Here is a 26,205-nt window from a genome sequence, read left to right on the forward strand (position 1 = left end):
AATCAAAAAACCAAATTACATAGATTCGGCACCATGAGTAACTAGACGTTTAAATAAAACTGCTGACCAACCAGTTTCTCTGAGAACAGCAGATGTAGAAACTTCCACATAAGACTGTTCAATAAAAGCTAAATCAATCATACAAATTTTTCCTAAAGCCTCGTTTAATTCCTCTGATTTTCCTTCTAGTTTGAGTTTTTTACCTACTTCATGAACTACAGTAGCCATAGCTGGAACTAGATGCTGGGGTTGAATTCCTATCTTGACATGAACAATACCAATTTGCCAACGACTTTTAGAATAGCCAATACCCCAATTATCTATGCCTGTAAACATTTCATGAAACCAATGAATAAATGTTTCTCGGAGACGATGAATTCTTCCCTCGGTTGCATTTAAAATAGCATTCATTTCTTCATCACGTCCTAGATAACTATAGAAATGATCTGCCATTTCTGATGCAATTTCTAGCCCCCAATCTTCATTTGATTTGAGAATAAATTTATCTTCAGGGGTGAACCCAAAACGATTTTCCAGCTTGTTCATAAAAGCGAGAGTATCCATAGCCGCAAGTAATCCCTATTTTTTAAATAAATTCCAGGTTAAGACTAACTGTGTGCGCTGACAAACTTTAGTAGATGTCTCCACAGTTAAGATTAAAATTGGCTTTTGAGAACCAAATTCAATCTTCCTTGAATTTAGTAGTAAAAGTTGAGGAACTTGTGAGGATGGCAATATTTGCTACAGCCACCTGTAACCAAGCTACTTAAGTTCAAATCCTTACTATATCTCGTTCCCAGTCTTTGACTGGGAATGCTATCAAGAGAGGCTCTGCCTGCCATGAAAGCAGAGGCAGAGCCTTATAGAATTCATTCCCATACAGAGTATGAGAACGAGACAAATCCTCACATCCAAAAAATAATACCTCAAATTAACATCTTGAGAACCCTCAAAATCCTGATTCAAACTTAATAAGTTCTTGCAACCCTTAGATGTTAAACTTTACAAGTTTTGACGCGAGAGAAGAGCCATTTACACATTATTCCAACCGCCATTCCCCCAACCTTTGGGAGATGGCCTTCTGGTGCTGTTTTATCTAAAATCATATCTTCGTACAATAAGTGTTTGCCTTCTTTTCGCCATCCTACTTTGTCTTCAAAGGCTGTCCAAATTTTTGGTTCGTAGTTTCTCGTTCCACCTAAACCTTGATAAATATTTTTCTGCACAGAAAAACCAAATTTACCATTACTGTATCTTATCCATAACTTATCTATAATACATAAATCTTCACAAGGAAAATTATCAATGTGTTCAACATCTAACCAACCTTCTTGTCCCCGTTTCATAACCGCTAACATTACTCGTGCTGTTTCTTTATCTGCTTCTTTCCATTTCTCTGCTGCGAGTAAGTCATGCAGTCTTGTATAATCCTGTTCGACGGCTGATTTTAAATTTGCTTGATCGTATTTTCCCGGTTCTTGTGGATTATTCATGATTGATCAACAGTTGGGTTTAATTTTAAATACAGCGGTTTCCGCTCTTATGAGGTACATCAGCAGAAATTAACAAACCAATAGATAATAATTAATTTGATTGATAATCTTTACAACCAATTGCTTCTTCAGTATTCGCAATATAAGGATTTACCGTACATTTGAGGCGGTAATTATTAGTAAAAAATTGGCAATTATGACAGGGAATTTTGTGCATTTTTTGAGCAGTTTTTACAGTGTCTTGTGTTGCTGTCCATAAATTCAGAATCACCAGGATAATTATCGTCCAAGCAATGAAAAAGCAAATCGGAATCAATAATGGTTGTATCCCATGAATGAGGAAAAATATAAAATTTAACACGGCAATTGCTAATACAAGTGAGGAGTTAGAAATTAATATAACTCCTAACTCCTAATTGATCACTTCTAGCTAAAGATATATTAAATTAAACGCCGACATGACCTAAAGCAATACCTGTCACCAGCATTCCCAGTACCAAGAAGGGTTGAGCGCTGGCTTGATATTTGACATCATTGGCTATGGGATCACGGAGGAAATACATATCCTGTAAAGTGATTTGGGGAATGATTAACAACACGAGAATAGCTGCATACAAGTTCTCATGGATACTGACGAGATAGGCAGCAACTAAACCTTGGAATAAGTCAATCATGACTACACAAATCAAGGCAGCATTTTGAATACCAAACATGACTGGTAGTGATTGTAATCCCAATTGGCGATCGCCCTCTACACTCTTGAAGTCGTTGACAATAGCGATTCCTAAGCCAGCCAAGCTGTAAAATAGGGTCAGAACTACAATTCGCCAATTGAGTTCACCGAACAACGCATGACCAGCCCACCAAGGTAAAGCAATGTAACTTGCACCCAAAGCATAATTCCCTAACCAGCCATTTTGCTTCAATTTCAATGGTGGTGCAGAATAGATGTAGGCAATAAATGTCCCAAAAATCGACAACAATAGGACATTAGGAACTGGATGACCTGCCCATAAATCTAAGGTGTAGGCTACCCCATATCCTAGTAAGAGTAAAACAATGATTTGGCTAATTACTTGCTTTTCTGAAATTGCCCCGGAAGGAATAGGCCGATAAGGTTCATTAATAGCGTCAATTTCCCGGTCATAGTAATCATTGATGGTTTGGGTGTAGCCTGTCAACAAAGGCCCAGATAGCAACATACAAAGTGCGGATTTCAAGACATTTTCTAGAGTCCAGGTGTAGTTACCAGAAGAAGCCGCACCGCAGACTACACCCCAAATGAGGGGAATCCAGGTAATAGGCTTCATCAATTGCAAGCGGATCTTCCAAATGGAAGTTTCCCCAGGTGATGCACCTTTCATTCCTAGCAGTTGCCGAGTTTTGGCACTGCGATCGCTCGTTGCTGTTTGCTCACTGGAATTAGTCGATACTGAGTCTAATGCCTCAGATGGGTTCGTATTGGGGTTAATAGGTTTAGATTCGGTCATAAGATGTAGTGGTAATAGATGGTTGGGAATGGGTGATTGGTAATAGGTTTCAGGGTAATTATTTCCCAATCCCCAGTTCCCAGCCTCTAAAAAGAAATTATCAAATAATTATTCTGAAACTTAGCGCCAGTAATGGGTCTACCACTTAAAGCAGGAGGTAGGAAGATATTGCGCCGTTGATCTCCGGCTTCTACCGTGACTTCTGGCCCGTACTGGGTGAGTTTGACTTGCTTTTTGTCAAACCCAGGCAAAAATAAGCGTACTTGACGATTATGAACGTCGATTTCAATTGGTTTGGGAGCTTGTAATGCTTGCGCCACAAAGTTGGGTAAAGCATCTATCAAAGGTTGCCATTCACCGTTAGAGACATCGGGAACGATGCTCACAGGGAGGGGTGTAAATTCTTCTGATAGGTTGGTGTTTTCCTCCGCAGACACTAAAATAACGCCACCAATAGTTAGACCAACTTGTTGAGCAGTACCCCAAAGAAAGCGGGAATTTGCGACATCAATTGGGTCTGGGGTTGTCACCAAAAAGGCGGCAACGCGATGGGGATCTGCGATCGCATCTTTACCTTGTTCGAGAAAATTATTAACTTGGTTAGTGGGTTGGGCAAAGTTATCTGCCGTCCAGTTAACATTGAAAAAGCTGGTAATTAGCGGTTGAATCAAGGGTGATTCTGTAATTGTTTTGCCCAAGTCAGAATTGACAAACAATTGCCGAAATCGCCGGACATACCAACTCATGGATTCTGGCATTCCCAACATCCGCAAGGTGGAAGAATCGCCTGTGCCATCGTAGATAATCGCGTCATATTTGCCACTGGCATCATATTCACGAATAGCATTGAGAGCCAAGGCGTTATCCATGCCCGGTAATACTACCAGTTCTTGACCATAAACCTCTTTAAAAATAGGCGTGCGGAGGTATTGCGCCTCAAGTTTTTTTGCTTCTTCCCAGTTACGTTCTAGCAGTACAGATGATTGAAACTGTACTGCTTGCAAGTTGGGAGCGATTTCCTGGGGGTCAGGAGTGAGAGAAGTACCTAAGAGAATTGGCAATGTTGGCTCTGCAAGTCCTGCTAGGAGTACTCGTTTGCCTTGGTTTGCCAATAGCTTGGCCGCTGCGATCGCTATTTTGCTACGAGCGATGCCGCTTTTGCCTAAAAATGTCAGTATCAAGGCCATTACTTGATTTCCAATTACCGCCTGTCTTGTCAACTCCAACTTAGCACTGAACCAATACTCTCAGCCGAGATGAACGGCCTTTCACCCCTATACTAGTTTGATTTCATCTTCAAAAAACCAAGTAGAGGAGTTATCGTCAAACTTGACTACTACGCCGATTCCCGCACCATCAGTGACTTTGTAGCCTTCGATGATGCCTATTTTTCCTAGTTTTTGAGCAATTACAGCAGATACGCGATCGCGCAACCGAAACACCTTCACCTTTTGTCCAATTTCCATGATCTAGTTACAATCCAATAAACCAAATCTCAGTGTAGCGGAATCTGTGACTCAGTTTTCATTGGTCATGGCTTAAAATTAAATCAGTAAGCAGGTATACTCGTATGTTTGTTACAGCCCAACAGCTAGAACAACAAATGCCCGATGCGACTCGTTTGTTTGGAAGCTGAAAGACAAGCTCGTGAGTCAGAACATCTGTTAGCAAGTGAAAGAGAGAAAGTACAAATTTTGGCAGAAAAATTGCGATTCCTTCGGAGTAGATCCTGACAGTTTGAGGTAAGCGAATATGTATCAAAATAACCCGCCTTTGTCACCAAAAGAAACCATGCCGACAATGTATGATTTACCTAGTGAGTTAGTGGGAGAATCAGGATTGCCGGACGAATTTCATTGTATACAAGCAGATTTACTGAGTGAAACTTGCCAATCTGCAAATTATACACCAGCAGAAATGTTACTTGCCAGTGATTTAAACCTTTATTATGACCCCCGTCATCCTGGTTGGTATAAGCGTCCTGATTGGTATATGGTGTTAGGGGTTGCTAATGCCAACCAGCAGGAAAATTTACGTTTAAGTTATGTAGTATGGCAAGAAGGTATTGCTCCATACTTAGTAGTTGAATTACTGTCACCAGGAACAGAACAAGAAGACTTAGGACAAACTTTGAGGGAAGTCAACAAACCCCCAACTAAGTGGGAAGTATATGAACACATTCTGCGTGTTCCCTACTATGTCGTTTATGACCGCTATGAAAATAAGTTCCGTGTCTTTAAAATTAATGGTACTCGTTATGAATCCGTATTTTTGCCAGAAAACCGTTTTTGGTTAGAAGAAATAGAAATGGGTTTAGGTTTATGGCAGGGAAGTTATCAAAATACAGAGGGTTTATGGCTGCGTTGGTATAATGCTGATGGTTGGTTGCCAACTTTGGCAGAAAAGGCTGACAGTGAGCGTCAACGGGCAGATAAATTAGCAGAAAAATTGCGATCGCTTGGAATAGATCCTGACAGTTTGGCTTAAATTAATGCTGACAACCATATAAAATACGCGAATAACTTGGCTGTGGTGTGCAATGGTACTTGAGGATGACCCTATCTATCAAAGACAATTTCACTAAGTTGCAAGTAGAGCGTTATTGGGAACTGCTGCAAGTTTTGGTAGCGCGGACTCTCAAAGTGCGTTATCGGGGTTCCTTCTTGGGTGTTTATTGGTCGCTACTGAACCCATTAATAATGACAGGGTTATACACCGCAATCTTCGGAACCACCTTCTCATCCTATTATGGTAACTCAATCCTGAATTACGTATTAGCAGCCTTCACAGGGCTGGTAGTCATCAATTTTTTCTCAGCTTCCACATCTCAAGCTTTAACAAGTGTCGTAGGTAATGGCGCATTATTGAACAAAATTCGTCTACCAGTTAGCGTTTTTCCTGTATCAATGATTACGGCGAACGTGTTTCAGTTTTCAGTAGGAGCATTTCCATTGCTGTCAATCATGACTTTAATCAATTCCAAAAGTCTAGTTAATGTCCTGGCCTTGGTATTTCCATTTCTGGCATTAGTATTAGTTTCCACAGGAATTGGGTTTTTAGTCAGTGCCTTGTATGTATTTTTTAGGGATTTACCTTACTTTTATGAGTTAGTTACCTTTGTGATTTGGATTAGTAGTCCTGTATTTTATCCAGCAGCGATCGTCCCAAAGCAAGTACAGCCATTTTTAGGCTTAAATCCCTTATCACCAATTATTGAAAGTCTGCGTCAAATTACATTATCAGGATCTCCACCAGATATAGGTTTAATTTGGGGCGCTTTACTGAGTGGCATCATTATTTTGTCCCTGGGATGGACTTGTTTTCATGTTTGGCGACATCAGTTTATGGATTTACTGTAAATGGAAGTAATTCGCCTGGATAATGTTTCGCTGTGGCGACGGACGCAAGAAGAGTTTTCTTATGACCTTAAAAAAACTGTGCTTTCTATTGTAGAAGGTAAATATCGCCAACCCGCAAAAAAATTAGTGCTAGATCACGTTGCTTTAGCAGTTGACAAAGGTGAAAAAATAGGTATTATTGGTGCCAATGGTTCTGGTAAATCCACACTTTTAAAGGTCATTTGTGGGATTTTACAACCAAGTATCGGCACAGTGCGCGTCAAGGGTAAAATTGCTCCTTTAATTGAACTAGGAGCAGGCTTTGATCCAGAAATATCTGTAATAGACAACATCCTACTTTATGGTGTACTACTGGGTTTTTCCAGGATAGAAATGCGAGAAAGAGTGCATTCAATTTTAGAGTTTGCAGAATTACAGGATTATGCTTTAGTTCCGGTAAAAAGTTTATCTTCCGGCATGGTAGCACGGTTGGGTTTTGCGATCGCTACAGACGTACAACCTGATATTTTGATTCTGGATGAAGTTTTATCAGTAGGTGATGAGAGTTTCAAAAATAAATGTAAACAACGAATTGATAAATTTTGGAATGCAGAAGCAACAGTTTTGGTAGTATCCCATGATTTGGGTTTTATGAAACAGTCTTGCAAACAGATAATTTGGTTAGAGAAGGGAAAAATCAATTTTATAGGAACAGCAGAGCGTGCAGTCCAATCTTATCTTGCAGGTCAAGTCATCCCAGAATAAATACAAGTTGAGATAAAATAGTCCGTATATTTAGATCTGTAAAGTTTTGTTTCTAGATTCAATATCTATGCTGACACAGTATAAATCCTGAAGGATTTATAGCTATAAGGCGTAACGAGAATAGGTGGACTTGATACAAAGTTCCTTAATAAACTCCTACCTCTTTTATATCCCTTTAGTTGTATTAATAGAACTTACACACTCAGCAGATACTCCAACCCTCTGAAAAACTAGGCTTTAGGCATCTCCCACCTTGCTAAAGCAATAGAAATAATCTCGATTTTCAGAGTTAGTATGTAAGTCCTACTTAAACAAAAAACTTCATCCTAATTCGAGTTTCAGGTGCTACTAGGAAGAATTGTAATATGGTATTAGAAGCTTTCTTTTAAGCTAAAAATATGCTGTATCCTCAAAAAAATTTTAGGAGATTTCAGGTATTTATATACATCACCATGAACTCATTTTTTAGCATCGCTACTAAGTAACATGACATCATTACAAGGAAAGTAAATGTATAAAATTCCATTTGGAATCTCCAAAAAATTAAGAATCAAATAAAACATCAGATTCATTGATTTTCACTGTTAAATATTGAGCCAGTATATCTAGACATAAACAAAAAGTAATTTAGGTATAAAAAATGCCATAAAATATTTAATTTAAATTGGATATTTAAGGAAAATGGCTGCTTTATCAAAACAAAAAAAGCTAAATTATACATCTATTTTACAGAAATTATAATCTGTAATATAGCAGCAAAAAGTACTATTACTACAGAATAAGTAGTTCTGAATTAAGTGTTTATTCTGTTGGCATTTTAACTGATGGTTTGGCATAACAGTTACTGAAGAACATTTTAAAACAAAATAAAAATTGAGTAAAAACAAACTATGGTTAACCAACTAGAATTATCACCCATTTATCAAATTAATCAAAAAGAGAGATCGAATCATCTTCAAAATATTATTTTTCCTAAAACTGATATTTGCACTGTTGAAGAACTATTTTTTAGAAGTAATTCTCAAGTTTTATTTAACTATGAAAATAAGATACTAGAACTAGATAAAAGTGGAATTGTTAGTTTTGACACCTATTTTAATGCTTTTTCTGCGGATACGTGGAAAGAATATACCAAGGTTAAAAGCATAGGAGTTACTCTCAAATTAAAAGGATCATTCAAAATCAATATTTACAATATAGATAAATTAGATGAGACTAAAACTTTATTATCACAAAAAATTATTAATAACAAAAAACTCGAAGAAATAACAGTTTTAGATAACTTCGATATATCTGCATATACAGGAATGATATACCTGGAAATCGAAGCATTGGAAAATATGTGCCAAATTAGCGCAGGGTATTTTTCTACTTTTACAGAGTCAGATCCAAACATCAAACTAGCAGTTGTTATATGTACATATAAAAGGGAAAGCTATGTTTATAAAAACATGGAATTGTTAACAAGATATTTGTTAGAACAAAATGGATGCGAGGATAAAATCGAAGTATTTATTATTGATAACGGTAATACTTTAGAGCAATTTGATAGTCATATAATTCATTTAATACCTAATAAAAATGCAGGAGGAAGTGGTGGTTTTGCTAGAGGAATGCTGGAAGTTTTAAAGCAGCAACATGAATTTTCACACATTATTCTTATGGATGATGATATTCTCTTCGAGCCAGCAATATTGGAGAGAATCTGGAATTTTTTGAGCGTAGCTAATCAGAAAGACATCTGTCTTGGTAGCAGTATGTTGAGATTAGATAAAAAATATATACAGCATGAAAGAGGAGCTTATTGGAATAGGGACAAAGGTTTTGTTGCTGTCAAACCCAATATAGATTTGAGAAAATTAACAGCTACTTTATTCAATGAAATAGATGAACATATTGATTACAGCGCTTGGTGGTTGTTTTGCTTTCCAGTCAATGCTATCAAAGATCATGGCTTGCCATATCCTTTCTTTATTAGAATGGACGATGTGGAATTTTGCAAAAGAATAGATCATAAAATTATAATCTTGAATGGTATATGTGTTTGGCATGAACCATTTGAGAATAAAAAAAGCCCATTAATTGAATACTATTATTTTAGAAATAGTATGATTTTCAATTGCCTGTATTTTCATGAAAATTTCAGTAATCTTAAAGCTATTAAATGGTTTTTTAAGCCATTACTGAAAGAACTATTTTGTTATAGATATGAAACGGCTGAGAGCATTCTCAAAGCAACAATTGATTTTCTGCAAGGACCTGATGCTCTAGTTGCTAACAAACCAGAAGACAAACACAAAGAGGTTTCTAAAGTTACGGAAAAAACAGCTAAAAATTCAGAATTACCATTCATATATAGCAAATATATAACTAGTTTAGAAAAAGGTGAAAACAAGTTACATAGACTTGTCAGACTCATAACTCTTAATGGTCATCTTTTACCCAATGGATTTTTCTTTAAAGATGATACATTTACCGATAAGGGATATAGTATTGTTCCTGCTTGGAATGGTAGACCTTTAAACGTTTTTCGAGCCAAAAAAGTTTTATATTACAACTTGCAAACTCAAGAAGGATTCGTAGTTAAATTTTCCAGAGTTAGGTTCTTTCAGGTTTTAATACATGGCTTATGGTTAGCCTTGGTGATGCTAATCAAATTACCAGAATTAAAAAAGCTATATATCACATCATTACCTAAGCTTACCAGTCAATCTTTCTGGAAAAAGTATCTAGAAATAGAATCCAAATAACAAAAATACAAGTATGTACAATACAATGTTTGATTTTCTGATTGTTGGTGCTGGCTTTGCTGGCTGCACCTTAGCAAATTGTATAGCTACGCACTTAGATCGTAAAGTTTTAGTTATTGATACTCGCAATCATATTGGTGGTAATGCTTTTGACTTCTATGATAATGCTGGGGTATTGGTTCATAAATATGGAGCGCACATTTTCCATACTAATAGCAAAAAAATCATTGATTACCTTTCACAGTTTACTCAATGGCGAGTTTATCAGCATGAAGTTTTAGCTAAAGTAGATGGTGATTTGTACCCAATTCCCATCAACCTGAATACTATTAATAAACTGTATGGACTAAATCTTAATAGCCGACAACTTGAAGAATTTTATGAGCAAGTTAAAGAAAGATATGACAGAATTGAAAACTCAGAACAAGCTGTAATTGGTAAAGTAGGAACTGATTTATACGAGAAATTCTTTAAAAACTACACTTACAAACAGTGGAACCTCTGGCCGCATGAGCTAGATGCTTCAGTTTGCGCTCGTATTCCCGTGAGAACCAATAGAGATAACCGCTATTTTGCTGATAAATATCAAATTATGCCACTACATGGTTATACGAAAATGTTTGAAAAAATGTTGGCACATCCCAACATTAAAGTTATGCTAAATACCAGCTTTCAGGAAGTAGAAAAATGGCTGAAATTTGACCATTTAATTTATACTGGACCCATCGATCAATTTTTTGATTATAAATTTGGTAAACTTCCATATCGCTCATTGCGCTTTGAGTTTGAAACTCATGATATGGAATATTTTCAACCAGTTGCTGTTGTCAATTATCCCAACGATTATGATTTTACACGGGTAGTTGAATCTAAACATCTGACTGGACAAAAACATCCTAAAACTACTATTTACTACGAATACCCACAAGCGGAAGGAGATCCTTATTACCCCGTTCCGCGTCCAGAAAATCGTGAGTTATTTCAGCAGTACAAAAGTGAAGCAGATAAGCTGGAAACAGTAACATTTGTAGGTAGATTGGCGCAATACCAATATTACAACATGGATCAGGTTATTGCTGCCGCTCTCACGGTGTTTGAAAACAGGATTAGTCAAATTTATTAGTTTACTAATAATCATTAGAGGCAATTATTAGAGGAGAAATACTTTGTTTTATACATCATTTACACAAATAGTACCAAAATCTCTCCGTGCTTTTCTACGTGATCGAGATACAGCTTTTCAAAAATTAATCATTTCTTATGAGAATTTAAAGCTAGAACATGAAAATTTAAAACTTTTTTATCAAAAATTTGAGTCAGAAAATCAATATTTATCTTCTGAAAAGAAAGTCGAAAACATTCCAGATATCATGAATAAAAAAGCACTGGAATATGATTTAGAAAAGGGTAGAATTGTCATTGAATCAATTTTATCTTCTTCAAAAGAAGAATTAAAAAATAGAGAGTTTTTGTTAGAAAAAATCAAAGATTATGGCTGTCCTTATCAGGGATGGAGTCTTTATTCTCCTTATCAACAATATGTCAATGCTTCTGATTATGGATCAATTCAAATTCCTACAGAACTAGTAGATTTTTTAATTTATTGTATTCATAAAAAACCACTTTCATTTCTAGAAATTGGAGTGATGTACGGAGGATTTTCTGCTCTATGCTGTGCTGTTTTATCTAAATTCAACAACAATTTCAAGTATACCTGTGTTGATATAGAGGATAACTTTAGAGATTGGGAATATTTTTCATCTATTTTACCGCTGGAAAAAGCTATTCCTGCTACATCTGCTGATTTTATAGGCTCAGAATTTGATGTTGTCTATATTGATGCTGATCATTCATATCATGGGATGAAAAGGGATTTTTTAAATGTGGGACGTTATGGGAAAGTTTGCGCCTTCCATGATATTAATGCAGCCGAATATGATCATTTAGATGGTGGTACTAGAAGATGTTGGAATGAACTCAAATTATCCTACTGTCAGTCAGCCTCAATTTTAGAAATTAGTCATATTGCTGAAGAGTGGATGGGTATTGGTATTATTGATTTTAATAAATGATTTATGAAAATTGCCAAAGTCGCAGCTATCATTGTCACTTGGAATAAAATTAAAGATGTTTGTTTACTAATTGAAGATATTAACAAACTAGATTTGCATGGGATATATCTAGATATTTTTGTTGTTGATAATGCTTCAAATGATGGTACACAATCTTATATTCAAGAACATTATCCCCAAGTCAAAGTTCTCCAAACAGGTGCAAATATAGGTGGTTCTGGTGGCTTTTCTTATGGAATGGAGTTTTTAAATCAACTCAATTATGACTACATTTGGTTACTAGATAATGATGTACGCTTAGATCATGAATCTTTATTTCCTTTAGTAGAAACTTTGCAAAACTATTCTGAAGTAGGCTTAGTAGGTTCTCAAATTAGAAAATCAGAACAGCCAAAAATTATTCAAGAGATAGGCAGTTATCTTCATCACAAAAAAGCACATTTAAAAACCTATTTAGGTAACTCTCCTATCATATCTACAGAAGAAATATTAGCAGGAAAACCTTATCTGGTAGTAGATATTTGTGCTGCGGCATCATTATTATTTAGACGTGAAATAATTAAGCAAATAGGGGTATTTGAAAACTATTTTCTGCACTTTGATGATGTTGAATGGTGTTTAAGAGCAAAACAAGCTGGTTGGGTTATTGCTGCTCATCCCGCATCTATTGTTTGGCATTGTTCTCCTGATTTTAAACATCGTCCTTGGGTTAGTTATTATGATGAACGTAATTTATGCTATTGCTGGCAGAAATATCACCCAAAACTTTTATTAAAACGTCTGCAATTACTTTTACCAAAGTTAATTTATTATTCATTCACTGGACGATTTTTTTTGGTAGAAATTTATTTATGGGGATTGGAAGATTTTCTCAAGGGAGTTAAAGGTAAAATAGCAGATAAGCTTCCATATCGAGAATATACTCTACCTGAAATTATTACTGATAATTTAAAAGTTGTAGTTTCATCTACGATTTATTACAAAAATTCTCAAGTTGATGCTTGGCAGGAATTAGAACTAAATAAAAAAATTACTCTTTGGTATCCACCCAAGAATTTATTACATCGGATTTATATCTGGATCATATCTTATTTTTTTAAGCCTGTAGATTTGGCAATAGTTAGCTGCTATCAACCGGAACTGTTTTACTTAAATTTAGCGAAGAAAGTCTATTTTTTCACTGATGCAGGTTACATACAAGTAAATATAAGTTTCATGAATGTACTACTCAACAGTCTCCAAGTATTTTATCGGTTGATGAAAATATATTGGCAAATGAGTATTTTAGTAAGTAAATCAGCAGATGCAAGATAACTTTTATCATTAACAATATTGGAAATAATTGCTACTATGTCAAACACAAATATATTGATATCTATAGTTATTTGTACAGCAGATCGCTCGGCTTCCCTGCAAAAAACTATTCAATCTTTAAATCATATTAATTATGACCATTTTGAAGTCATTATTGTAGATTCTTCAGTCAATGAAAATACATTAAAAATGCTAAATATTTTAAAAAAAGAATTTAATTTTAGTATTAAAATATTTATATCAAGCTATAAAAATCTTAGCGTTTCTAGAAATATAGGTATACAAAAATCATCGGGGGAAATAATTGCTTTTATAGATGATGATGCGATTCCGCCCACTGACTGGTTAGATAAATTAATATCAACATATTCTTTGTATGGATATAAATGTGCTGGTGTTGGTGGCACTGTACGAGATATGACAACTCCGGGTTATCCTTTACAATATCATCGAGGTATTACGAATTGTATTAGTAATACAATTCCAATTCGTCCTGGGGATGCTATCAACTATAATCAAGAACAGGGTTTTTGGTACAATGGTTTGATGGGAACAAATTCATCTTACCGTAAAGAATTTCTGGAAGAGATTAATGGCTATGATGAATTTTTTGAATATTTTTTAGATGAAACGGATGTATGTCTGCGTTTAATTCAAGCAGGTTATGAAATCCACTATTGTGATACTGTGGTGGATCACTATCCTCAACCTAGTCATAATCGTTATGATCAAAAGCATCTTACTTGTTGGTATTCTCTAGCTAAAAATACCACATACTTTGCTTTAAAGCACGCTTACAAAAGACTTCCTTTGGCAATTTTGCTCATACGTCTAACTCTACTTTTGATTTACCGATGTTTACTGAGGATAATTCGGCTTAAATTTACTCATCGTCTTGCCAATCAAATTTTATGGCAATATATTCAAGAAGCTATTGAGGGCATTTATGCTGGTTGGAACGCTGGTATTGCTTGGCATCAAAGTAATCATCAGAATTCTAGTAAAGTACCTAGCTCTAGTTATAAAGCTGATTGAGGCAGAACGGGAGTTAGCAGCAGAAAGGGAGAAAGCGCAAATTTTATCAGAAAAATTGCGCTCCATATATGTTATCTATTCTCAATAAAGGTAGAATGAGCAATGCTTACACTACCAAATAATTAAATAATTAGCTTTCTAAACCTTTATTTTGGCAATTTAAAGATAATGGTGCAAGATATGAAGATTGCTTATCTTGTCTATGTTCACAGAGCGTGTCGTAGATAGAGGCTACACTAACGAGATGCTACACGGCAAGCGCAGCAATGCCTACAGGGTTTTAAACTCTCCCCAGGCATTGAGCCTGATAGTTCAGGTTAAATTAATACTGAAAATAGTATAAAATGCCGTAATAACTTGGCTATGGCCTGCGGTGGTGCTTAAGGATGACCATTTCTATCAAAGACAATTTAACTGGGTTGCAAGTGCAGCGTTACTGGGAACTGTTGCACGTCTTGGTAGTGCGGACTCTCAAAGTACGTTATCGGGGATCATTCCTGGGGGTTTATTGGTCGTTGTTGAACCCATTAATAATGACAGGGCTGTACACCGCCATTTTTGGAGCTACTTTCGCATCCTATTATGGCAACTCAATCCTAAATTACGTATTAGCAGCCTTCACAGGGCTGGTAGTCATCAATTTTTTCTCAGCTTCCACATCTCAAGCTTTAACAAGTGTCGTAGGTAATGGCGCATTATTGAACAAAATTCGTCTACCAGTTAGCGTTTTTCCTGTATCAATGATTACGGCGAACGTGTTTCAGTTTTCAGTAGGAGCATTTCCATTGCTGTCAATCATGACTTTAATCAATTCCAAAAGTCTAGTTAATGTCCTGGCCTTGGTATTTCCATTTCTGGCATTAGTATTAGTTTCCACAGGAATTGGGTTTTTAGTCAGTGCCTTGTATGTATTTTTTAGGGATTTACCTTACTTTTATGAGTTAGTTACCTTTGTGATTTGGATTAGTAGTCCTGTATTTTATCCAGCAGCGATCGTCCCAAAGCAGGTACAGCCCTTTCTCAGCTTAAATCCCCTATCCCCAATTATTGAAAGTCTGCGTCAAATTACATTATCGGGTTCTCCACCAGATTTAGGTTTAATTTGGGGCGCTTTGCTTAGTGGCATCATTATTTTGTCCTTGGGATGGACTTGTTTTCATGTTTGGCGACATCAGTTTATGGATTTACTGTAAATGGAAGTAATTCGCCTGGATAATGTTTCGCTGTGGCGACGGACGCAAGAAGAGTTTTCTTATGACCTGAAGAAAACACTACTTTCTATATTAGAGGGTAAATATCATCAACCTGCCAAGAAATTAGTTTTGGACAATATTGACTTAGTGGTTGAAAAGGGAGAAAAAATAGGTATAATTGGTGCGAATGGTTCTGGTAAATCCACGCTGTTAAAGATAATTTCTGGGATTCTTCAGCCTACTACCGGAACAGTTAGAGTCAGGGGTCAAATTGCACCTTTAATTGAACTAGGAGCAGGTTTTGATGCAGAAATTTCTGTGATGGACAATATACTCCTTTATGGTGTATTGTTGGGCTTCTCTAGGGCTGAGATGAAAGAACGAGCGCATTCAATTTTGGAGTTTGCAGAATTGGAGGATTATGCTTTAGTTCCAGTTAAGGGTTTATCTTCCGGTATGGTGGCACGGTTAGGGTTTTCTATTGCTACTGATGTGCAGCCGGATATTCTGATTTTGGATGAGGTATTGTCAGTGGGGGATGAGAGTTTTAAGAACAAGTGTAAGCAAAGGATAAATCAGTTTTGGAATGGAGAAACAACGGTTTTAGTAGTGTCTCATGATTTAGATTTTATACAACAATCATGTGATCAGTCCATTTGGTTGCATAAAGGTAAGCTATTCTTTGAAGGAAAACCCTGTGATGCTATAGAAGCCTATCTCAATGAAAACATAAAATTATTTAAAAATTAATTTATGGTCGAAATACTGGCACATCGTGGAAACATCAACGGACTAGATCATTCTAGAGAAAATACAGCTAATGCTTGTAAGGAATGTCTAGATTTAGGGTTCGGTTTAGAGTTAGATGTGCGAAACTATGAAGGTAATCTTTACGCCAAACACGATCCAGTAATATCAAATAAAGAACAGTCATGGGCAGAAATTGTTGAACTTATTCATGATTATCCAAAAATACCAATTGCAATTAATATTAAGGATAATGGTCATGAAAATTATTTGGTTGAAAGTATTTATCATTTAAAGAAGTTGAAAGTGTTTTTATTTGATTTAGAATTGGTAGTTGGAATAGAAAAATATGAATTATTATCGTCTATTTACAAGAATCTAGATTCAACAATAGAAATAGCTATCAGAGTTAGTGATAGAGGTGAAACATTAGAGCGTGCTATTGCATCCAAATCACAGGTGGTTTGGTTAGATGAGTTTGATAGTTTTTGGGTTTCAGAGGAAATTATTCAAAAACTAAATATGGCTGGGAAAAAGGTATATGCTGTTGCGCCAGACCTACATAAACATTCCGCCAAGACTTCTATAAATAGGTGTCAGGAATTTGTCGCATGGAATGTTGTAGGAATCTGCACTGATTATCCTATAATGTTGAGAGATTTTTTAAAAGAGATAAAGTAAATGAAAAAAGTAGCAGCAGTCTTATTTGATCTTGATGGAGTCCTTGTTGATGCAGATGAATGGCATTTTGAAGCTTTAAACCATGCTTTACAACCTTATGGTTTATCTATTACAAGAGAACAGCATATATACTTTTTTAAAGCACTACCAACAAGAACTAAGCTGGAAATACTCTCTATTCGATATGCTCTACCCAGAGAAGTTCATCAAGAAATTAACGATAAGAAGCAAAAATATACTTTTGAAATAATCAACGAAAAATGTCAACCCCAGCCTGATAAACTAGCCATGATGGAATATCTTCACAAAAGATATCGAGTAGCTGTTTGCTCTAATTCAAGACTAGAAACTGTCAAATTAATGTTGGAGAAGTCAGACTTAATAGACTATTTTGAATTTTTATTAAGTAATGAAGATGTACAAAATGGCAAACCATCACCCGAAATGTATTTTTCAGCAATGACAAAGATGGGTTTAGATGCTGAAGAATGTTTAATTGTAGAGGACTCAGAGGCTGGTTTAAGAGCTGCTCAAGGTTGTGGCGCACATATTTGTAAAGTTAGTGAACCATCAGAAGTAAATTTAGAGAGACTTATGAACAGTTTAAAAAATGTTGGTAAAATTAAAGTAGTTATTCCTATGGCGGGTGAGGGAAGTAGATTTGCTAGAGCCGGGTATATTGATCCTAAACCAATGATTCGTGTTTTTGGTAAACCAATGATCCAGTGGGTTGTGGAAAATATTAATCTGACTAATAGCTATTTTATATTTCTATGTCGTAAGCAACATTTAGATAATTATAAGCTTAGTACCTATCTAAAATCTTTAAGACCTGATTCTTCAATTGTCTGTGTAGATCAACTAACTGAAGGTGCTGCTTGTACGGTTTTGTTAGCTGAAGACTATTTAACAGATAATGAAGAACTGATAGTAGCTAATTCTGATCAATATGTTGATGCTTCTGTGGCTGATTTCGTTCAAAAAATGAGAGAACTTAATGCAGATGCAGGAATGTTAACGTTTCAAGCTTCTGAAAGTAAGTGGAGTTATGCTGATGCAGATGAAAATGGCTTAGTAAGAAAAGTAGCCGAAAAAGACGCAATCAGCAATCATGCTACAGTTGGAATATATTATTACAGACGAGCTTGGGAATTTGTAAAATTTGCAAATTCAATGATTACCAAGAATATTAGAACCAACAATGAATTTTATGTTTGTCCTATATTCAATGAATATGTTGAAGCTGGTAAATCAGTATATATTCATGATATTGATAGAAGTGCGATGCATGGTTTAGGGACACCAGAAGACCTAGATGAGTTTATGAGAATAAAAAGTTCTCATTAACTTTTCCAAAAAATCGGTATTTATAAAATCAGTTATAACTATAGTGATACGCTTTTAAATATTAGCTTACGTAACGCTATAGTAAGTATCTGAAATTAATTTCGTCTAAGGGTAGATGAATTTTATCTTGCATAGATATAGATTTACCACAAAAATTTAACTGTAAAATGAATATAAATTTGCCTGAATTAAATTCGCTTTTGAATAAATTAGAGTTACCTTTAACTTTTGAACAAGAAGGCTCAATTGTTATATCTAAATCACCAGAAGCTCACATATATCTTAAAGATAATACTAATAATTCATCATATATTCTTGATGAAAAAATAATCAACCAAAATTATAGGTTATCTAAAGAAAGTAGTGATAAAAATGTTCGCTTAATTGTAAGTATAGATAGATTATTTTGGACTAAATTTGACAAAATCATCATTAATGAATTCTTCTATTCTTTACAAGAAGATGCTTATTTAGTCTTTATTAATTCTCCTGAATTTAGAGAGACAGAAAAACATTTAAAAAGGCAGTTATTTGAAGACTATAAGGGTAGTTTTAAGTTTATTAGTGCAATAGAAAATTCTGGTTGTGAAATAGTAGCTTTCCAAAAAACTTCTGTACCTAGAGTAGAAGAAAGCGACATAAGAAAATGGACGTTTGGTTTTATAGGTAATGGTAAGAAAGATAAATTTATTGCGGAACAGATAGAAAGAATTAAAAAACTCCCTCTAAAGGAATGGGAAGTAATAATTTGTGGTACATACAACTTATTTATAGATGATCAAAATGTTAAATATATCCATTTTACTGAAAATGATGATAAAGGCTGGATAACAAAGAAGAAAAATTTAATAGCTCAAGCAGCTAGCTACGAGAACTTAATAATATTGCATGATCGTTATATTATCCCAGAAGATTTTGTAGAAAAAATGGATGAATGGGGTAATGACTTTGAAATACTAGGAGTCAAGCAAGTTCTGTATCGCAGTCCATTACGTATTTACCCAGCTAGAATTCAAGATTGGATGATGTCACCTTACGGTGTGCAACTTGATAAGGATGTTAGATGGAAATTTAGCTATTTCTTTTTAGAATATGATGATTGGGATATTCTTGCTTATATTGCAGGTGGAATATTTATAGTTAAAAAGTCACTTATGTTAAAAGTTCCTCAAGATGAGGATATGTTTTGGTATAGTCCTGAAGATATTAAATTTTGCCAGGATTTTACTACGAACGGTTATTGCTTGAGAATCAATACTGAACTACAATTTGAAACAGTTTCCTTTGCCCACGCTGTTGAAGAAATTCCACACAGAATTATTAACACAAATAGGTATTTAGATGGGACAAATGGCTACTTTTCATCATTATACATTTACGAAGGATTTATAGAAAAATTAATGCCTGGTTATATGGAAATGAAGTATGAAATAGAAACTACAAGTGCCTTAAAAGTCATATTTAGTAATAACATACCCTGTTATATTCTCCATGCTCATCCGATAGAAAATATAAAATCCATCAATGATATATTTGTTTGGTATTACAAACTGATGACGATAGATAGTATAAGAATGATGTTTTGTCAGATGAGTGTTGAAGATAAGATTAAGACTATGCACAAGCTAGTTTTACGCCGTCCTATAGCAGATGAAAATTTACTTGCTGCTATTGTTAAAAATTTTAAAACAGTGCATTATTTTGACGAAAGAGCATTTTTGCAAAGTCTTTTAGAAACAGGACAAGTACAAATGAGATTGAAAAATTTATCTGTTCCCGATTACCCATTTGAAAAAGTCAAAGATATGTTACATATCAAAATTGCTTTAATGCTAAAACCTGTTGCTGTTAGGCTAATTAAAACATTGTATCATCGACCTAAATTATATAATTTTTTGGCTGATGCTGCTAAGTTATTTTTCAAGATAATTGCTGAGTTATCATCATCAAAGTCGCAATTAGAAGAATCAAGTGATAAGCAGAGCTTCAGGTATTTTTAAGTTAATTGACAAAGAAGAATAAATAAATGTTTAATAAAGAACTTATAGAGCAATTGATGGAAAAATTTTGTTTATCTCATATCGATAAGCAAAATACATTAATTACTTCTACTCTTAGAGATGAGAAAACTGACTTTGAAGATTCTTGCTTTCTATTTGATAATTCATTAATCAACCAGTGCTATCGCATATCAATGAGTTTTAAAGAATCTGATATTCACTTATTGATTAGTATTAATAGTTTATTTATGACGAAATATGATCCTTTAATTCTATATGAATACTATCATACTCTTAATTCGTCAGGATATTTATTAATAGTAACAGAGTGTGAACCTGATTTAACTTTCTTGGAAATCCATAAAAATCACTTTAGATTTATCAATCAATTGAAATTGTTTATAGATAAAAAATTATTTTGTTTATGCTTACAAAAAATTTCCACAACTAACTTATCTAACCAAAGTGATATAAAAAAATGGACTTTTAGTTATATTACCAATGGAACTAAGAATGACTTTATCAACACGCAAATTCAAAGAATTGAAACTTTAGGTTTATTAGAATGGGAAGTTATTATATGTGGTAAATATGAGCTTCCATTATTGGGGAAAAAACATATAAAATATATTCCATTTAGTGAAAATGATGATAAAGGCTGGATAACTAAAAAGAAGAATTTAATATGTGAAAAGGCTAAATACGAAAACTTAGTAATTCTCCATGACCGCTACATTATTCCATTAGATTTTGTAGAAAAAATGGAACAATGGGGTAATGACTTTGATTTGTTAGGGGCAAAACAAATATATTATCCATCTCATCTTGATCCTACACCAGTGCGCTGTCAAGACTGGATGACCTATGCTAGACCATTGGAAACTGAAAAAAAAGATCGTTCTTGTGACAGTGTTGGAATACTAGAGCCACAAGATTGGGATCAATGGTGTTACATTACTGGTGGAATTTACATCGTCAAACGTTCCTTGATGTTGAAAGTTCCCCAGGATGAAAGTTTATTTTGGAATGAAGTAGAAGATATCAAGTTTTGTCACGATTTTACAAAAGCTGGCTATCTAGTGAGATTCAATCCTTATTTAGAGTTTGAGTCAGTTTCTTACAGATGGCCTGCATTAGTTATCCAGTATAGTCAGAATCCTCATCAACTTGGTATAAAAACAACTTCTAAAGAAACTTTACTGTATTGGTACTTTTATTTATTAGACTATTTATTAGTCTATAAAGAAATAAAAACAGCTTTACATCAGTTGGGTAGTGATTTCTTGCAAAAAATTAAGTCCGTTGTAGTTAACGATGAAAATTTAGAGTTGCATCAAGTAAATTTATCTACTGTTAAAAATATTCGAGAATTAAATAATGGGTGTATAGATATTTTGAATACTCCTTCAGTATGTCAAGCAGTTAAAGATATAGATATAGTTACACAAACTCATTTAGCCTTCAACCTCGTCCTGGGTCGTCGGCCATCACCTTATGAAGAGTATATTTGGGGGAGTAAAAATTTATTATTTGTTAATATGGTGTCTGATTTGCTGTATGAAACAGAATTCCAGTATAGAATACGAACTTTAGCGAGGTCAATCCATATATCTAAAACAGGGGATATTTTAGTTATCAGATGCCTATCTGTAGTTAAACCTTTGATTTTGATAGTGATTATGACATCAATTAACTTAACTAGAAATAATTTAAAGAGATTTAACTTTATTAAGAAAATTATTAAAAAAATTATGTTTTATATGAGCTAGTTATGAATGGAATCAAGACATCTGCTCCTCAATTAATCATAAATTTATCTATTCTTTTCTCTCAACCAACAGGGATAAGTAACTATGCTTTAAATTTATTTCCTTATTTAAAATCTCTCCAACCTACTCTATTAACAGCAAAAAAATATCCTGAATTCACTTGCTACTCAGTCCCAAATAATCTTACTCCTGCTGACGGTATTAAAGGACATTTACGCCGGTTAATGTGGACACAATTTCAACTACCAAAAATATATAAAAACTTTAAATCTCAACTTTTATTCTCCCCAATACCAGAAGCACCCCTTTACAGTAACTGTCGTTTTATAGTCATGTCTCACGACATGATACCATTGCGCTTTCCCAAACCCTTCTCACCGTTGACACCATACCATCGTTACTACACTCCCCAAGTTTTTAAACAAGCACAACATATTATTTGTAACTCAGAAGCAACAGCTAAAGACATTACCGACTTTTACCAAATTCCTACTAGTAAAATAACACCTATTCCCCTAGCACACGATCGCACTCACTTCCGCTTGCTCAACTTACCCACCAGTAATTACTTCCTATATATCGGTCGTCAAGACCCTTACAAAAACTTGCAGAGACTCATCACTTCCTTTGCTGCGCTACCTAACGAGAGGGACTATGAACTATGGTTAGCAGGACCTACCGATAAACGCTACACCCCATTATTACAAGCGCAAGTTGAAGAACTGGGTATAACTCATCGCGTCAAATTCCTCAACTATGTACCTTATAGTGAACTACCAAAAATTATAAATCAAGCGATCGCACTCGTTTTTCCCAGTTTGTGGGAAGGCTTTGGTTTTCCTGTCCTGGAAGCAATGGCCTGTGGTACTCCCGTCATCACCTCTAATGTTTCCTCCCTTCCCGAAGTAGCTGGAGATGCTGCTATTCTCATTAATCCCCATCACGCAGGGGAAATCACAGAAGCAATGCAAGCAATAATCAACGATTCAGAAATGAGAAAAACACTTTCTCAAAAAGGTATCACCAGAGCAAATCAATTTAGTTGGGAAAAAACAGGACTTGCTACAGTTGAGGTTTTAAAACAATATCTTTAAGAGAATTTATGCTCCTAAACAGGAGGAAATTCGACAATGGATAAAAAAGAACTTTAATTCAATACTCAAATATGTAATACTAAAAGTAAGAAAGTTCTTACTTGAAAGCAATAACATGAGAATTACATCCAAAGGACAAGTAACTATTCCCGTAGAAATACGAGAGCAATTAGGACTTACACCCAACACAGAAGTAGAATTTGAAGTCATCGGAGACGCAGTTTACGTAAAAAAAACTAAAGCGAAACCCACCTCTGGTAAAACTCTGATAGAAAAGATGCGAGGTAAAGCTACAGTCAAAATGACAACTGATGAAATAATGGCACTAACTAGACAAGAGCAATGAAAGAAATATTGGTTGATAGCAATATAATCTTTGATATTGTTACAGAAGATCCAAATTGGTTTGATTGGTCGGCTAATAAGTTAACTGAATATGCTGAAAAAACAAAACTTAACATTAATCCCATTATCTATGCCGAAGTTTCAATTGGTTTTAAAAAGATAGAAGAACTAGAAGCCATTTTACCTATAAAATTTTTTCACCGTTTAGACCTACCTTGGGAAGCAGCATTTTTAGCAGGGAAATGTTTTACACAATATCGTCAACAAGGTGGAACTAAACAATCTCCTTTACCTGACTTCTACATAGGCGCTCATGCAGCCGTTACAAACATGATACTTTTAACTAGAGATGTCAATCGCTACCGAACTTATTTTCCTACTGTAGAACTAATAGTTCCAGAATCTTCATAAAAACCTTAAACGTCAGATGTAGATCCTAAAAAATTGTTTATATGAACACTAATACCCAATACCAGATCCCCTAAATCTTTAAGAACTTGGGTATCCATCTCTATTGTCTATGGATTCCGCGTTATTAATGAATATACATATCCTGATATTCTCATCATCAAAGATGAACCAGTATTTGAGGAAAGACGCACCGATACAGTAATCAATCCTAGAATTATATTTGAAGTTCTTTCTAAATCTACCAGTAGTCGAGATAGATGAGATAAATTTACCTTTTACCGTTCTCTTCCTGAATTTAAAGAATATAATATATAATTGACCAATATCAAAGTCATATTGAACAATATAGTAAAACCAAAGAAGGTAATTGGCTATTTAGTGAATCTGACGATGAAGAGGGAATTCTAACTTTAGTTTCTGCTAACTGTCAAATTCCCTATCGCCAGATTTATGAACGGGTTATATTTGAAAAACAAACAGTTTAGAAATTAAAAAAATTAAAAACCAAAAATTATTTGTTTTAATTTTTAATTATTTACGGTGTTCCCACAGCCCCAGAGTAAACTAAACCTCGTTGCATATCTAAAGTCAAAATTGCCCCATCTTTAATTACCTTGGTCGCTTCCTTCACACCAACAATTACTGGTACACCGAGACGTAAACCAATTACGGCTGCATGACTTGAGAGACTTTCTTCTTCAGTAATAATTCCCCCGGCTTTGCGAATCGCTTCCACAAAATCTACACCAGTGCGGGATGCGACCAAAATATCTCCAGGGTTAAAGTTACTTGCATCCATACCAGTATGAACTACCCTAGCGCGACCACTCACTGAACCTTGACCTAGACCAATTCCTTGACCTAGTACCGCAGTCACCACTTCCACTTTAATCAAGTCTGTTGACCCGGAAACCCCCTGAAGTGTACCAGCAGTCATCACTACCAAATCACCCTCAGTTAAGAGGTTTTTTTCTTGAGCAACGTTGATAGCTGCTTGGAATGTCTGACCTGTGGAAGGTAGTTCTAGTACTAACAGCGGTCTTACTCCCCAGACCATTTGCAACTGCCTTGCTACGTTGACATGGGGTGTGATGGCTAAAATTGGCGTTTTGGGACGGAATTTAGAAACGTTGCGGGCTGTAGCACCGGTTTGTGTCAAAGTCATAATTGCCGCTGCGCCCAAATTCTCAGCAATTTGACCAACAGCTTGGCTAATAGCATTGGGAATAGAACGCCTGTTATCTCTTGACTGACGGGAGTTAGCGTTTAGGGTTTCTTCCTGCTCAATGCGTTCTGCTATTCTGGCCATTGTCGCTACAGCTTCCACCGGGAAACTACCAACAGCGGTTTCATTGGAAAGCATTACCGCGTCTGTACCGTCTAAAATCGCGTTTGCGACATCGGAGACTTCCGCACGGGTGGGACGGGGGTTACTGACCATGCTATCTAGCATTTGGGTAGCAGTAATGATGGGGATACCCAAGCGGTTTGCTGTAGCAATTAGCCGTTTTTGCAGTATGGGTACATCTTCCGCTGGTAGTTCCACCCCTAAGTCACCTCTAGCAACCATTACACCGTCACACAAAGACAGAATCGCTTCCATTTGTTCAATGGCTTCGTGCTTTTCAATTTTGGCAACTACAGGCACATTTTTGCCGGTGCTGGAAATTAGCTCTTTAATTTCGATGATGTCCTGGGGGTTACGGACAAAGGAAAGTGCTACCCAATCAACACCTTGGTCTAGACCAAACATCAGATCCTCTCGGTCTTTGTCGGTCATAGCTTTAATTGATAAGTAAACTCCCGGAAAGTTTACGCCTTTGTTGTTAGAAAGTTTACCAGGAACGGTAATGCGACAATGCAAATCGCCTTTGTCCTGGTTAATGTCTTCTACGACCATTTCCACTCGTCCATCATCGAGGAGGATTTTGGCACCAACGGGGACTTCATCTGCTAAATAATCGTAGGTAACGCAACTAATTTCTTGGGTTCCTACAACTGGACGATTTGTTAAGGTGAAGCGATCGCCCTTCGCCAAAATTATAGAACCATTTTCAAACTTACCCAAGCGAATTTTTGGCCCTTGCAAATCTTGGAGAATTGCTACCGGTCTATTGAGTTCAAAAGCGGTTTGCCGAATTAGGCGAATACTACGTTGATGGTCAGCATGAGTTCCGTGGGAGAAATTTAACCGCAGGGTTGTTGCACCCGCTTCAATAATTGCCTTCAGCATTTCTGGACTGCTGGTAGCAGGACCAATAGTAGCAACAATTTTGGTTCGGCGCAGAGAATCTCTTAATTGCATAGGGACTGATTTCAAAATAATCTATCTGGGAAGTAATCGTATATTAAGCGGCATCT

Annotated in this window: 25 protein-coding genes; 18 read left to right on the forward strand and 7 right to left on the reverse strand. The window is 35.5% G+C overall.

Translation table 11 applies throughout. The features are described 5' to 3' along the window. Positions 1 to 15 precede the first annotated feature (15 nt). The 6 genes from ACSQ6I_RS16805 to petP form a co-directional block, all read right to left on the reverse strand. Positions 16 to 564 (reverse strand): protoglobin domain-containing protein, encoded by a 549-nt coding sequence (locus ACSQ6I_RS16805; protein WP_438891432.1) that lies wholly within the window; start codon positions 562 to 564, stop codon positions 16 to 18. A 431-nt stretch (positions 565 to 995) separates the two neighbouring features. Beyond that, positions 996 to 1,493 carry a GUN4 domain-containing protein gene (locus ACSQ6I_RS16810; protein ID WP_438891433.1) on the reverse strand — a complete coding sequence of 166 codons (498 nt, stop codon included), beginning with the start codon at positions 1,491 to 1,493 and terminating at the stop codon, positions 996 to 998. Positions 1,494 to 1,584: 91 nt separating this feature from the next. After that, on the reverse strand, positions 1,585 to 1,854 hold the full coding sequence (locus ACSQ6I_RS16815) for a hypothetical protein (protein ID WP_438891434.1): 270 nt from the start codon (positions 1,852 to 1,854) through the stop codon (positions 1,585 to 1,587). A gap of 85 nt (positions 1,855 to 1,939) precedes the next feature. Beyond that, entirely contained in the window at positions 1,940 to 2,983 is a 1,044-nt protein-coding gene (gene chlG, locus ACSQ6I_RS16820; RefSeq protein WP_438891435.1) for a chlorophyll synthase ChlG, read from the reverse strand. Between the two features lie 86 nt (positions 2,984 to 3,069). After that, positions 3,070 to 4,170 carry a Get3/ArsA fold putative tail anchor-mediating ATPase NosAFP gene (locus ACSQ6I_RS16825; RefSeq protein WP_438891436.1) on the reverse strand — a complete coding sequence of 367 codons (1,101 nt, stop codon included), beginning with the start codon at positions 4,168 to 4,170 and terminating at the stop codon, positions 3,070 to 3,072. Between the two features lie 87 nt (positions 4,171 to 4,257). Continuing rightward, a complete protein-coding gene (gene petP, locus ACSQ6I_RS16830) occupies positions 4,258 to 4,449 on the reverse strand; it encodes a cytochrome b6f subunit PetP (protein WP_438891437.1) in 192 nt (63 codons plus the stop codon). Between the two features lie 286 nt (positions 4,450 to 4,735). Between petP and ACSQ6I_RS16835 the strand changes: the two genes are divergently transcribed. From ACSQ6I_RS16835 to ACSQ6I_RS16920, 18 genes are all read left to right on the forward strand, one after another. Continuing rightward, on the forward strand, positions 4,736 to 5,470 hold the full coding sequence (locus tag ACSQ6I_RS16835) for a Uma2 family endonuclease (RefSeq protein WP_438891438.1): 735 nt from the start codon (positions 4,736 to 4,738) through the stop codon (positions 5,468 to 5,470). Between the two features lie 65 nt (positions 5,471 to 5,535). Further along, complete coding sequence (locus tag ACSQ6I_RS16840) at positions 5,536 to 6,342, forward strand: ABC transporter permease (RefSeq protein WP_438891439.1); 807 nt, start codon at positions 5,536 to 5,538, stop codon at positions 6,340 to 6,342. Continuing rightward, entirely contained in the window at positions 6,343 to 7,086 is a 744-nt protein-coding gene (locus ACSQ6I_RS16845) for an ABC transporter ATP-binding protein (RefSeq protein ID WP_438891440.1), read from the forward strand. Positions 7,087 to 7,976: 890 nt separating this feature from the next. Next, a complete protein-coding gene (locus tag ACSQ6I_RS16850) occupies positions 7,977 to 9,836 on the forward strand; it encodes a glycosyltransferase (protein ID WP_438891441.1) in 1,860 nt (619 codons plus the stop codon). A 13-nt stretch (positions 9,837 to 9,849) separates the two neighbouring features. Next, complete coding sequence (gene glf / locus ACSQ6I_RS16855) at positions 9,850 to 10,959, forward strand: UDP-galactopyranose mutase (protein ID WP_438891442.1); 1,110 nt, start codon at positions 9,850 to 9,852, stop codon at positions 10,957 to 10,959. 43 nt (positions 10,960 to 11,002) lie between these two features. Continuing rightward, the gene (locus tag ACSQ6I_RS16860; RefSeq protein ID WP_438891443.1) at positions 11,003 to 11,908 is read left to right on the forward strand and encodes a class I SAM-dependent methyltransferase; all 906 of its coding nucleotides are present in this window, start codon (positions 11,003 to 11,005) and stop codon (positions 11,906 to 11,908) included. 3 nt (positions 11,909 to 11,911) lie between these two features. Beyond that, the gene (locus ACSQ6I_RS16865; RefSeq protein WP_438891444.1) at positions 11,912 to 13,222 is read left to right on the forward strand and encodes a glycosyltransferase family 2 protein; all 1,311 of its coding nucleotides are present in this window, start codon (positions 11,912 to 11,914) and stop codon (positions 13,220 to 13,222) included. Between the two features lie 36 nt (positions 13,223 to 13,258). Further along, the gene (locus tag ACSQ6I_RS16870) at positions 13,259 to 14,257 is read left to right on the forward strand and encodes a glycosyltransferase family 2 protein (protein ID WP_438891445.1); all 999 of its coding nucleotides are present in this window, start codon (positions 13,259 to 13,261) and stop codon (positions 14,255 to 14,257) included. A 386-nt stretch (positions 14,258 to 14,643) separates the two neighbouring features. After that, positions 14,644 to 15,450, forward strand: coding sequence for an ABC transporter permease (locus ACSQ6I_RS16875; protein ID WP_438891446.1), 807 nt, complete (start codon positions 14,644 to 14,646; stop codon positions 15,448 to 15,450). Then, the gene (locus ACSQ6I_RS16880) at positions 15,451 to 16,200 is read left to right on the forward strand and encodes an ABC transporter ATP-binding protein (RefSeq protein ID WP_438891447.1); all 750 of its coding nucleotides are present in this window, start codon (positions 15,451 to 15,453) and stop codon (positions 16,198 to 16,200) included. Between the two features lie 3 nt (positions 16,201 to 16,203). After that, positions 16,204 to 16,878 carry a hypothetical protein gene (locus ACSQ6I_RS16885; RefSeq protein ID WP_438891448.1) on the forward strand — a complete coding sequence of 225 codons (675 nt, stop codon included), beginning with the start codon at positions 16,204 to 16,206 and terminating at the stop codon, positions 16,876 to 16,878. Then, the gene (locus ACSQ6I_RS16890; protein WP_438891449.1) at positions 16,879 to 18,225 is read left to right on the forward strand and encodes an HAD-IA family hydrolase; all 1,347 of its coding nucleotides are present in this window, start codon (positions 16,879 to 16,881) and stop codon (positions 18,223 to 18,225) included. It abuts the gene before it with no gap. Between the two features lie 167 nt (positions 18,226 to 18,392). Continuing rightward, on the forward strand, positions 18,393 to 20,225 hold the full coding sequence (locus ACSQ6I_RS16895; RefSeq protein ID WP_438891450.1) for a hypothetical protein: 1,833 nt from the start codon (positions 18,393 to 18,395) through the stop codon (positions 20,223 to 20,225). A gap of 26 nt (positions 20,226 to 20,251) precedes the next feature. Continuing rightward, on the forward strand, positions 20,252 to 21,994 hold the full coding sequence (locus ACSQ6I_RS16900; protein ID WP_438891451.1) for a hypothetical protein: 1,743 nt from the start codon (positions 20,252 to 20,254) through the stop codon (positions 21,992 to 21,994). Between the two features lie 2 nt (positions 21,995 to 21,996). Continuing rightward, complete coding sequence (locus ACSQ6I_RS16905) at positions 21,997 to 23,088, forward strand: glycosyltransferase family 4 protein (protein WP_438891452.1); 1,092 nt, start codon at positions 21,997 to 21,999, stop codon at positions 23,086 to 23,088. Between the two features lie 115 nt (positions 23,089 to 23,203). Continuing rightward, positions 23,204 to 23,434 (forward strand): AbrB/MazE/SpoVT family DNA-binding domain-containing protein, encoded by a 231-nt coding sequence (locus tag ACSQ6I_RS16910; RefSeq protein ID WP_438891453.1) that lies wholly within the window; start codon positions 23,204 to 23,206, stop codon positions 23,432 to 23,434. Beyond that, positions 23,431 to 23,844, forward strand: a complete 414-nt coding sequence (locus ACSQ6I_RS16915; protein ID WP_438891454.1) for a type II toxin-antitoxin system VapC family toxin — start codon at positions 23,431 to 23,433, stop codon at positions 23,842 to 23,844. Before ACSQ6I_RS16910 ends, ACSQ6I_RS16915 begins: the two co-directional genes overlap by 4 nt. Before the next feature lie 156 nt (positions 23,845 to 24,000). Continuing rightward, entirely contained in the window at positions 24,001 to 24,105 is a 105-nt protein-coding gene (locus tag ACSQ6I_RS16920) for a hypothetical protein (RefSeq protein ID WP_438891484.1), read from the forward strand. 274 nt (positions 24,106 to 24,379) lie between these two features. Here ACSQ6I_RS16920 and pyk read toward each other — a convergent pair whose 3' ends face one another. Continuing rightward, positions 24,380 to 26,149, reverse strand: a complete 1,770-nt coding sequence (gene pyk, locus ACSQ6I_RS16925) for a pyruvate kinase (protein WP_438891455.1) — start codon at positions 26,147 to 26,149, stop codon at positions 24,380 to 24,382. Between the last annotated feature and the right edge of the window lie 56 nt (positions 26,150 to 26,205).

Source organism: Anabaena sp. WFMT, assembly GCF_051781005.1.
In the GTDB taxonomy this organism is placed as follows: domain Bacteria; phylum Cyanobacteriota; class Cyanobacteriia; order Cyanobacteriales; family Nostocaceae; genus Anabaena.

Excerpts from the sequence above, each read along its gene's own strand:
- ACSQ6I_RS16840 (WP_438891439.1), top strand. The coding sequence starts at position 5,536 with ATGACCCTATCTATCAAAGACAATTTCACTAAGTTGCAAGTAGAGCGT.
- ACSQ6I_RS16850 (WP_438891441.1), top strand. The coding sequence starts at position 7,977 with ATGGTTAACCAACTAGAATTATCACCCATTTATCAAATTAATCAAAAA.
- ACSQ6I_RS16865 (WP_438891444.1), top strand. The coding sequence starts at position 11,912 with ATGAAAATTGCCAAAGTCGCAGCTATCATTGTCACTTGGAATAAAATT.
- ACSQ6I_RS16845 (WP_438891440.1), top strand. The coding sequence starts at position 6,343 with ATGGAAGTAATTCGCCTGGATAATGTTTCGCTGTGGCGACGGACGCAA.
- pyk (WP_438891455.1), bottom strand. The coding sequence starts at position 26,149 with ATGCAATTAAGAGATTCTCTGCGCCGAACCAAAATTGTTGCTACTATT.
- ACSQ6I_RS16810 (WP_438891433.1), bottom strand. The coding sequence starts at position 1,493 with ATGAATAATCCACAAGAACCGGGAAAATACGATCAAGCAAATTTAAAA.
- ACSQ6I_RS16880 (WP_438891447.1), top strand. The coding sequence starts at position 15,451 with ATGGAAGTAATTCGCCTGGATAATGTTTCGCTGTGGCGACGGACGCAA.
- ACSQ6I_RS16900 (WP_438891451.1), top strand. The coding sequence starts at position 20,252 with ATGTTTAATAAAGAACTTATAGAGCAATTGATGGAAAAATTTTGTTTA.
- ACSQ6I_RS16885 (WP_438891448.1), top strand. The coding sequence starts at position 16,204 with ATGGTCGAAATACTGGCACATCGTGGAAACATCAACGGACTAGATCAT.
- chlG (WP_438891435.1), bottom strand. The coding sequence starts at position 2,983 with ATGACCGAATCTAAACCTATTAACCCCAATACGAACCCATCTGAGGCA.
- ACSQ6I_RS16910 (WP_438891453.1), top strand. The coding sequence starts at position 23,204 with ATGAGAATTACATCCAAAGGACAAGTAACTATTCCCGTAGAAATACGA.
- ACSQ6I_RS16825 (WP_438891436.1), bottom strand. The coding sequence starts at position 4,170 with ATGGCCTTGATACTGACATTTTTAGGCAAAAGCGGCATCGCTCGTAGC.
- ACSQ6I_RS16805 (WP_438891432.1), bottom strand. The coding sequence starts at position 564 with ATGGATACTCTCGCTTTTATGAACAAGCTGGAAAATCGTTTTGGGTTC.
- ACSQ6I_RS16905 (WP_438891452.1), top strand. The coding sequence starts at position 21,997 with ATGAATGGAATCAAGACATCTGCTCCTCAATTAATCATAAATTTATCT.
- ACSQ6I_RS16875 (WP_438891446.1), top strand. The coding sequence starts at position 14,644 with ATGACCATTTCTATCAAAGACAATTTAACTGGGTTGCAAGTGCAGCGT.
- ACSQ6I_RS16915 (WP_438891454.1), top strand. The coding sequence starts at position 23,431 with ATGAAAGAAATATTGGTTGATAGCAATATAATCTTTGATATTGTTACA.
- glf (WP_438891442.1), top strand. The coding sequence starts at position 9,850 with ATGTACAATACAATGTTTGATTTTCTGATTGTTGGTGCTGGCTTTGCT.
- petP (WP_438891437.1), bottom strand. The coding sequence starts at position 4,449 with ATGGAAATTGGACAAAAGGTGAAGGTGTTTCGGTTGCGCGATCGCGTA.
- ACSQ6I_RS16835 (WP_438891438.1), top strand. The coding sequence starts at position 4,736 with ATGTATCAAAATAACCCGCCTTTGTCACCAAAAGAAACCATGCCGACA.
- ACSQ6I_RS16870 (WP_438891445.1), top strand. The coding sequence starts at position 13,259 with ATGTCAAACACAAATATATTGATATCTATAGTTATTTGTACAGCAGAT.
- ACSQ6I_RS16895 (WP_438891450.1), top strand. The coding sequence starts at position 18,393 with ATGAATATAAATTTGCCTGAATTAAATTCGCTTTTGAATAAATTAGAG.
- ACSQ6I_RS16890 (WP_438891449.1), top strand. The coding sequence starts at position 16,879 with ATGAAAAAAGTAGCAGCAGTCTTATTTGATCTTGATGGAGTCCTTGTT.